The sequence below is a fragment of the Ruegeria sp. G7 genome, assembly GCF_056535465.1.
This window is the reverse complement of sequence record NZ_JBQFIL010000009.1, coordinates 23,004-29,062: the sequence shown is the minus strand read 5'-3', so window position 1 is coordinate 29,062 and position 6,059 is coordinate 23,004. Positions and strand designations below refer to the sequence as shown.

The window sequence follows — 6,059 nt, the reverse complement described above, 5'->3', positions numbered from 1 at the left end:
GTTTGCGGCCATTCTGATCACCGACATCGACAGCGACATGGAGGATGTCGAGGCGCAGTTGGGCCTGATTCCGGCTTGCGCGCAGCATTCCCGTACACCGGTCATCGCAAGTGGCGTTGTGCGTACGGTGGACGACATTTCACGACTGGCCTACATCCAGAACATTGCCGGAGCATTGGTGGGTCGCGCCCTGTTCCGCAAGGCGATTGACCTGTCTGAGGCGCTGATGTGGCACGGGCCGCGCACGAACCCGTGGCGCAGTTTCAGTAAGGGCGGTTCGGTTGATCCAACCCGTTCGCGTTCCGCGAAAAGCGGCGGCTGGTTTTTCCGGAAATTTCGAAGCCAAACGCACTTTTCGCGGCAAAACCATCGGCAACAGGATGCCGGTGCGGAACCGCCGTTGCTTTTGCCTTCGGCCCCGGGCCGGGGTAGGAGCGGTTCTCAAACAGGAAGCAGGCAAGAGGCACTTCATGCGCAGAGTCGTTGTAACCGGTCTTGATTGGTCACTCCTTTGGCCAGTGGGGTCGAGGAAACCGGTCGCGGCTGCTGGACGGGGAATCCGGCGCAGGACCCATCACCCAGTTCGATGCCGAGGCAAGCGGGGTCACAACGACCTATGCCTGCGAAGTCCCGCGCGGGGATGGCACCAACGGGACGTTCAATCCTGATGACTGGATGCCGCCCAAAGAACAGCGCAAGATCGAGGACTTTATCCTCATTCCATCGCTGCCGCAGAGATGGCATGCAAGGATGCCAACTGGTTACCCGAGGATGAGGAAGACCGCCTGAAAACCGGCGTCCTGATTGGGTCCGGTATTGGTGGGCTTGGGTCATTGCCGACACCGCGAACCTGATCCGGGACAAGGGTCCGCGCCGCGTGTCGCCGTTCTTTATTCCAGGCGCGCTGATCAACCTCGCGTCGGGTCAGGTGTCGATCCGGTTCGGGTTCAAGGGGCCCAACCACTCGGTTGTGACTGCGTGTTCGACCGGCGCGCATGCGATTGGTGACGCAAGCCGTATCATTCGCGCTGGGGATGCCGATGTCAGCGATTGGTGGGTGGCGGAGAAGGTGTATCTGCGAAATCGGTATCGCCGGTTTCAATGCCTGCAAAGCGCTGTCCACAAAGTATGCGGACGATCCCAAGCGGCCAGCCGCCCTTACGACATTGACCGCGACGGGCTGTCATGGTGAAGGGTCTGGGATCGTGGTTCTTGAGGATTACGACCACGCAAAGCGCGCGGTGCCAAGATTTACGCCGAGGTTCTGGCTATGGCATGTCGGGTGACGCCTATCATCACCGCGCCCAGCGAAGATGGGGATGGTGCCGAACGCTCGATGAAAGCGGCGCTGGAGCGCCGGGCTAGAGCCCAAAGATCTGATTACATCAACGCCCACGGCACGTCGACCATGGCGGATACGATTGAGCTGGGTGCGGTGGAACGACTGCTGGGCGACCACGCCAGCAACGCGACCATGACATCGACCAAATCCGCGACAGGCCATCTGCTGGGCGCTGCAGGTGCGATTGAGGCGATCTTCTCGATCCTTGCTATTCGCGATCAGGTTGCGCCACCCACGATCAACCTGGACAACCCAGCCGTTGAAACGCCCATCGACCTGGCTCCAAACGCCAGCGCGAGCGCGAGATCAACGTCGCCTTGTCGAACTCGTTCGGATTTGGAGGTACAAATGCCAGCGTGATCTTCGGTCGAATAGATGTGGCGGGCTCTGGCATCGAACATGCTGACCGTTCTTGTGATCGGCCTGTTCTGGGGGCCGGTCTGATGTGGGGGCAATCGCAATACAAATCGGAAGGCCCGCTTGAGACGGCGATCTGCCTGCAGGTCAAAAGCGGTACAAACATGACAAATGTCAGCCGCGATCTTGAAGACCAGGGTGCGATCAGCAGCGCCACCATCTTCGGATGGCCGCCGATTACACCGACAAGGCGCAGCAGTTGAAAGCGGGTAGCTTTCTCGTGCGCGAAGGCGCCTGATGCAGCAGATCATCGAAGACATCACCCGCAGTGGGGCGAGCACCTGCGGTGCAGAGATTGAATACCGGATCGGTGTGACCCGTAACCAGACCCGGATACGCGAACTGAACTCGGCGACGCTCGACTTTGTCGAGGTTGCGGCGTTTGAGGTTGGCGAAGATGAGATCCCCGAGGTCTATCAGGAAAAACGCGACGAGGCCGACACGCGTTTTCGCATTTCCATGGCCGAGGGGGTTACCTCGTGGCAGGTGGTTGAAGCGTTGAAAGCGTTGGATGTTTTGACGGGCGATGTGACCGAACCGCCGGCCGAGGGAACGCTGGCACCAGACAGCTACGAGGTTGCAGTGGTGAAGACCGGAACGCTGTTCTGCAGGAAATGCAGGAGCAACAGCAGCTTAGGATCAACGCGATCTGGGAGGGCCGACAAGAGGGCCTGCCCCTTAATAACCCGGAAGAGATGTTGATCCTTGCGTCAATCATTGAAAAGGAAACGGCGGTCCCTGAGGAGCGCGGACAAGTTGCCAGTGTCTTTGTCAACCGCCTGAACCAAGGTATGAAACTGCAAACCGACCCGACGGTGATCTATGGTGTCACCAAAGGTCAGGGCGTGCTGGGGCGCGGATTGCGGCGAAGTGAGCTGCGCCGCGCAACTCCATGGAATACCTATGTGATCGACGGATTGCCGCCGACCCCAATCGCCAACCCTGGGCAGGCGAGTCTTGAGGCGGCTGTAGCGCCGGACGATACAGATTATGTGTTCTTTGTGGCCGACGGGACAGGCGGTCACGCCTTTGCCGAAACCCTGCAGGAGCACAATCGCAACGTGGCCAAGTGGCGTGAGATTGAGGCTGAGCAAAACTCGGGCAACTGATCAGTTCGTATCTTTGCAAAGAACCGGCGCAGGTTTCACTGCGCCGGTTCTTTCCGTTTTTCGGCCGTCGTCGCGGATCGTTCTGGGTGACGATCACGCTGCCGGTTTACGTGGGCGCCGGCGTCGTCTGGAGGTCCCGGTTTTGCGGATCTGTTAGCGGCATGGGGTGTCGTTCTTCTACGTCGATTGATCTGACGTCTTGCAGGTTTCGGTGCCTCAACAGCTTCCGGCATTGTGCCGCCGCAACTGGAATTTCGATTTTCATCAGCTTTTGAATCTGACGCAGCAGGTCCACCTCTTCCGGTGCGCAAAAGGCAATTGCCTCGCCTTCGCGTCCGGCGCGGGCGGTTCTTCCGATCCGATGAACATAGTTGTCAGGCACTTCGGGAAGATCGTAGTTGATGACATAAGCAACGCCAGGAATATCGATTCACGAGCGGCGACATCTGTCGCCACAAGTACATTGATTTCCCGCTGCGAAACGCCTTGATTGCGCGATCTCGCTGGCCCTGGCTTTTTTGCCATGGATGGAGGCGGCGTTGTACCCGTCGGCCACAAGGCTTTCATGAGCTTTTCGGCACCGTGTTTTGTCCGCGAAAACACAAGTGTCGGTGTATGTCGGCAGACAGAATTTCCTGCAGTTTGGCCGGTTTTGCGGGTTTGTTCACAAAATGAACCGATTGAGTGATCTTGTCCGCCGCTTTACCCGGGGTGAGACCTGCACGCGCTTTGGGTTGGTCAGGTAGGCACGGCTCAGTTCTTCCATCTGTTTTGGCATCGTGGCCGAGAACAGCATGGTTTGCCGGGGGTGCCAGTTGCGGGGCTATCCGACGCAGAGCGTGGATGAAGCCCATGTCCAGCATCTGATCGGCCTCGTCCAGCACGAGATGGCGGACCGTATTAAGATTGACGGCCCCGCGGTCCATCAGGTCGATCAAGCGTCCGGGTGTCGCCACCAAAATGTCGGTCCCGCGCGACAGGAACATGATCTGTTTGTTGATCGATTGGCCGCCGACCACAGTGGCGACGCGCAGTTTGGTTTTTTTGGTCAGGGTGCGAAGGTTGTCGGCGATCTGGTTTACCAACTCGCGTGTCGGAGCAAGGATGAGCGCCTTGGCGGTTTTGGGGTCGGTTTGCCGGGCTCGGCCAGCAAATGATCAATCACGGGCAAACCAAAAGCCAGCGTTTTACCTGTGCCGGTTTGGGCAAGACCCAGAATGTCGTGGCCCTTAAGAGCCAGAGGGATGGCCTGATTTTGAATAGGTGTGGGCTGTGATAGATTTGCGCGTTTAAGCGCATCGTTCACGGCTGGCGCAAGGCCGAGCATGTCAAAGTCGAACACTGTTTTTCCTTTTCGGCCCGGGACCTTAACCCATAGACCAGTAACAACTGGCCGCGCACAGAGCGTGACCAACAGGGGTTATGCGAGATATCAGGACGTGCAGGCGAATCCTGCAACCCTGGTCGTCGCGTTAAGAACCCCGCGTGATTGGGAACTATGAGATAGGTAAGCGCTGTTCGGGCCGGTCCGGCCAGCCAATGCTCACGCTGCAGCGCTGTTTCGTTCGGCACATGAGGGTTGGAGCGATGAATGTCAAGGGATTGTCTGGCTGACGGTGTAACCCCTTACCACAATCTGCTGCATCTGAAGGATGCGATAGCCGGGTTTCCCCGGTCGGAGGTGCAGCAATGGATCAGAAAGACCACTCGTTTCAATTGGAAGTGCGGATTTGTTCTGGCGTTTCAAAACCGATTAGGCCATTCGATCCCGTGTGTCGGCAGACTGTGGCGATCTGCAGCAAACCGGAATTCGACACCAGATCAATATGTTTTTGAGGATTGCGGATGACCGCAGGAAATGTGCCCGGCTCCAATCTGAAAGTTGCCAGTATCGCCCTGGTGTTCGGCATGTTGTGGGGATTGTATTGGATTCCGGTTCGGTTCTTTGTTGATAAGGGTTGACCGGTCCATGGCCCGGGATGGTCATGTATGTTGCCGCGCTGTTGGTTCTCTCGCCTTTCTTATGGCGCATGCGACTGGAGATATTTCAGGACTGGCGAGGTCTGATAATCAGCGGCATGTTCACAGGGGCCGCGTTCAGCCTGTTTTCAATCAGCCTTGTCTATACCGAAGTCGTGCGATCAATCCTCCTGTTCTATCTGACGCCGGTTTGGGGCACTCTACTTGGCCGCCTGTTTCTGGGTGAGCGTCTCAGCCCCATGCGGTTGCTGGGTCTGTTCAGCGGTCTTTTGGGTCTCGTTATCGTATTGGGCGGCGAACAGATCATACCCAGGCCGCGCAATGCGGGCGACTGGCTGGCCCTGATTTCCGGTATGGTTTGGCGCTTGGAACACTTGGGCTCTACCGGGCGGGTGCGGTTCCGGTGTCGGGCCAAGTGTTCGCTTTTCTGGCGGGGCTTTGGTATTGTCGCTTGTGAGCCTGCCATTTGGTTCAGGTCCGATTTTCCCAACTGGCGATGGTTCTAGCGTTCTGGACGTCCTGCCGTTTGCATTGGTGTCGGCGCTCTACACGTTGCCGATGGTCTTTTTGACGATTTGGCCAGCGACACAACTGTCTCCCGCACGGGTCGGGTTACTCCTTATGAGCGAAGTCGTTGTGGGATTGATCTCTGCCGCGATCTTTTCCGGTGAGCCGTTTGGTCTGCGCGAGGCGACCGGCGCTGCGTTCATCGTGACAGCAGCCGTTTTGGAAATCATACGGGGATAACCCCTTGGGCGCGATAGAGCTTAAAGCCACGACCCTGCAATGGTAACCAAATCGTACGCTGCCTGTTGCGTGTGTGTTGCGTAAGTCATTGACTTTAAATACGGTATCACGTACAGGTTGTGTCATGCTAGAAGAAGTGGGCAACGGCCCCGGGGCAACCTGGTGGCCGTTTTCGTTTCTCTCGTGCGGAGAAAACTCACGCATGAGGTCACAGGCAAACATGACTTTGATTACCCCGGAAGAGCGGATTTCCCAGACGGCAGATTTGTTGCGGTCGCTTGAGACATCCATTCGCGGTCTGCGGCAAGCGGCGGAAGACCTGCGCAAGCAGATCGGTACCGGGAGGATGCAGATCTTGCTGGTTCAGCCAGGCAACTAGGGCAGCTCGAGGGGCTGATCCGAATATGTCAGGAAAGTGGAGACAAGCTTTGTCGAACAACATCACAGACAAGCCGGTATTGCCC

The 6,059-nt window shown here is 57.6% G+C and carries 3 protein-coding genes and 4 pseudogenes; 6 read left to right on the top strand and 1 reads right to left on the bottom strand.

Translation table 11 applies throughout. The features are described from left to right. The 3 pseudogenes from ACR3EN_RS21415 to mltG form a co-directional block, all read left to right on the top strand. Nucleotides 1-270, top strand: a pseudogene (locus ACR3EN_RS21415) (HisA/HisF-related TIM barrel protein); the annotation flags it as partial. A 200-nt stretch (nucleotides 271-470) separates the two neighbouring features. Then, a pseudogene (gene fabF / locus ACR3EN_RS21410) lies at nucleotides 471-1,716 on the top strand (beta-ketoacyl-ACP synthase II); the annotation flags it as partial. Between the two features lies 1 nt (nucleotide 1,717). Further along, nucleotides 1,718-2,868, top strand: a pseudogene (gene mltG, locus ACR3EN_RS21405) (endolytic transglycosylase MltG). A gap of 232 nt (nucleotides 2,869-3,100) precedes the next feature. Here the strand turns inward: mltG and ACR3EN_RS21400 are convergent. Further along, nucleotides 3,101-4,210: pseudogene (locus ACR3EN_RS21400) on the bottom strand (DEAD/DEAH box helicase); the annotation flags it as partial. Nucleotides 4,211-4,847: 637 nt separating this feature from the next. On the opposite strand from ACR3EN_RS21400, the gene ACR3EN_RS21395 reads away from it, so the two are divergent. The 3 genes from ACR3EN_RS21395 to ACR3EN_RS21385 all read left to right on the top strand — a co-directional run bounded on the left by ACR3EN_RS21395 (nucleotide 4,848) and on the right by ACR3EN_RS21385 (nucleotide 5,974). Then, nucleotides 4,848-5,354, top strand: a complete 507-nt coding sequence (locus tag ACR3EN_RS21395; protein ID WP_480918563.1) for an EamA family transporter — start codon at nucleotides 4,848-4,850, stop codon at nucleotides 5,352-5,354. Between the two features lie 115 nt (nucleotides 5,355-5,469). After that, nucleotides 5,470-5,595, top strand: coding sequence for a hypothetical protein (locus tag ACR3EN_RS21390; RefSeq protein ID WP_480918562.1), 126 nt, complete (start codon nucleotides 5,470-5,472; stop codon nucleotides 5,593-5,595). Between the two features lie 220 nt (nucleotides 5,596-5,815). Continuing rightward, complete coding sequence (locus tag ACR3EN_RS21385; RefSeq protein ID WP_480918561.1) at nucleotides 5,816-5,974, top strand: hypothetical protein; 159 nt, start codon at nucleotides 5,816-5,818, stop codon at nucleotides 5,972-5,974. Nucleotides 5,975-6,059 lie beyond the last annotated feature (85 nt).

Coding starts and splice junctions, on each gene's coding strand:
- ACR3EN_RS21395 (WP_480918563.1), top strand. CDS start 4,848: ATGGTCATGTATGTTGCCGCGCTGTTGGTTCTCTCGCCTTTCTTATGG.
- ACR3EN_RS21390 (WP_480918562.1), top strand. CDS start 5,470: ATGAGCGAAGTCGTTGTGGGATTGATCTCTGCCGCGATCTTTTCCGGT.
- ACR3EN_RS21385 (WP_480918561.1), top strand. CDS start 5,816: ATGACTTTGATTACCCCGGAAGAGCGGATTTCCCAGACGGCAGATTTG.